The sequence below is a fragment of the Micromonospora sp. LOL_024 genome (assembly GCF_048060415.1).
Lineage (GTDB): Bacteria > Actinomycetota > Actinomycetes > Mycobacteriales > Micromonosporaceae > Micromonospora.
The window spans coordinates 1-1,845 of the sequence record NZ_JBHMIS010000111.1 but is presented as its reverse complement, the minus strand read 5'-3'; the positions used below and the strand labels follow the sequence as shown (position 1 = coordinate 1,845).

General features: G+C 66.2%; 3 protein-coding genes. All 3 read left to right on the top strand.

Going from position 1 to position 1,845, the window contains the following annotated elements; translation table 11 throughout:
- Nucleotides 1-264: hypothetical protein (locus tag ACFHWY_RS28350; RefSeq protein WP_416583303.1), on the top strand; the 264-nt coding region annotated here is incomplete at its 5' end.
- On the top strand, nucleotides 218-451 hold the full coding sequence (locus ACFHWY_RS28345; protein ID WP_416583302.1) for a hypothetical protein: 234 nt from the start codon (nucleotides 218-220) through the stop codon (nucleotides 449-451). The genes ACFHWY_RS28350 and ACFHWY_RS28345, both read left to right, overlap by 47 nt.
- 367 nt (nucleotides 452-818) lie before the next feature.
- Nucleotides 819-1,556 carry a class I SAM-dependent methyltransferase gene (locus ACFHWY_RS28340; protein ID WP_416583301.1) on the top strand — a complete coding sequence of 246 codons (738 nt, stop codon included), beginning with the start codon at nucleotides 819-821 and terminating at the stop codon, nucleotides 1,554-1,556.
- Nucleotides 1,557-1,845: the final 289 nt, after the last annotated feature.

Below are 1,845 nucleotides of genomic sequence, written 5' to 3'. Positions count from 1 at the left end.
GACACGCTGCTGATGGCCAAGACGATGACCGAGCAAGCCGTCGCGGCTGGCCGGGAGGCGTTGACCGACGCGGAGATCAGCCACGTTCGGGCCTGCTACGCCGGCGCGATCGCCTACGGCCGTCAGCAGAACCCACCCGATCGTCAGGGGGAAATATCGAAGGCCGGCAAGCTGGTCGAACGCTTCCACACCCATCGCGGCATGATTCTGCCGGTTCGTGGTCGACCTGGCCGTGCCGTTCACGAACAACCAGGCCGAACGTGATCTCCGCCCGGTCAAACTCCAACAAAGATCTCCGGCACCTGGCGCACGCTGCAAGGACTCGCAGACTTCGCCGCCGTACGGTCCTACCTGTCCACCGCCGCCAAACACGGCCAGGACGCCCTCGACGTACTCAAACAGCTGTTCACCACCGGCCCGTGGATGCCCGCCGCCCTCTCAAGCTGAATAGGTACGTCCTGGATGACCCGGCACTCCCGGACCTTCAGGTCACCGTCTTCGCGGATGAGCACATCCTCGCAGACGCACCTCAGATGCAGCCGCAGCTGACCGTCGAGGGCCATAGCGGTGGTCTCCGCGTAGCAGCGGGCGAAGAGGCTGCCCTCTTCGCGAGGGCAACACCGCGGTCATGAGCATGCAGTGTCGATGTACCTCGCCGGCCGCGGACCGGCTCAGGCTACGACGGCGGGGCGCACCTCCGTATTGAGGTCGCCCAGGTCCGGGGCGGGTCCCACTCTCGCGTGCCGGCTTCGACGGATCGTCCAGCCGTGCTCGAGGGACGGCGACGAACATCGGATTCCTAAACTGCAGGAGGTCTCATGTACGGTACGGAGCTCGCCGACGTCTACGAGACGGTGTATCGCAGTCGCGGCAAGGACTGGCGTCAGGAGGCGGTGTATCTCACCGGACTGATCCGCGACCGGCTCTCCGGGGCCAGCTCACTGCTGGACGTTGCGTGTGGTACCGGCGCACACCTCGCCGGTTTCGAGGAACTGTTCGACCACACCGAGGGACTTGAGCTCTCTACCGCGATGCGCGCGGTCGCCGGCCGGCGGCTGCCCGGTGTGACCGTGCACGGCGGCGACATGCGCGAGTTCGACTTGGGTCGCACGTTCGACGCGGTGACTTGCATGTTCACCGCCATCTCGTACGTCGACGGCCTGGCCGACATGCGCGCGGCGGTCCGGTGTATGGCGAGTCACCTGGTGCCGGGCGGTGTCCTGGTGATCGAGCCGTGGTGGTTCCCAGAGAAATTCATCGACGGTTACGTCTCCGGCGAGGTGATCCGTGACGGCGACCGCACGATCGCCCGCGTGTCCCGCTCCACTGCGGCGGACAACGTCACCCGGCTGGAGGTGCGGTACCTGATCGCCTCGCCGGCCGAGATCACCCAGTTCACCGAGGTCGACCACCTCTCGCTGTTCACCCTGCAGGAGTATCTCGACGCGTTCACCGACGCGGGCTGTACTGCCGAATTTCTGCCCCCCGAACCGGCTGGCCGGGAGGCGATCGTCCCGGCCGGCCGTGGCCTGTTCATCGGCACCCGTACCGCCTGAGGTGATCAGCGACGATACTCGGCGGTAAGTCGCTCCAGGACCGAGACGAGGTCGTTCGGGCTCGCCACCGCGCACCAGTGCCGGCCGATCCACCGCGGCTGAGGACCGGCGCAGATCGGCAGCAGCGTGTTCAGCGGGAGAAGTTGGCGGTGGACATTGGTCCGTATACACGGACCGCGAGCCGCCGCATGCCGGGTGCCCTCGGACTCATGGCGTGCCTACGTACGGCTCCGGGGATGTGCCAGTGGTCTGATGAGAGGACGTCTGATTCACGTACTTTGCGTGTTAT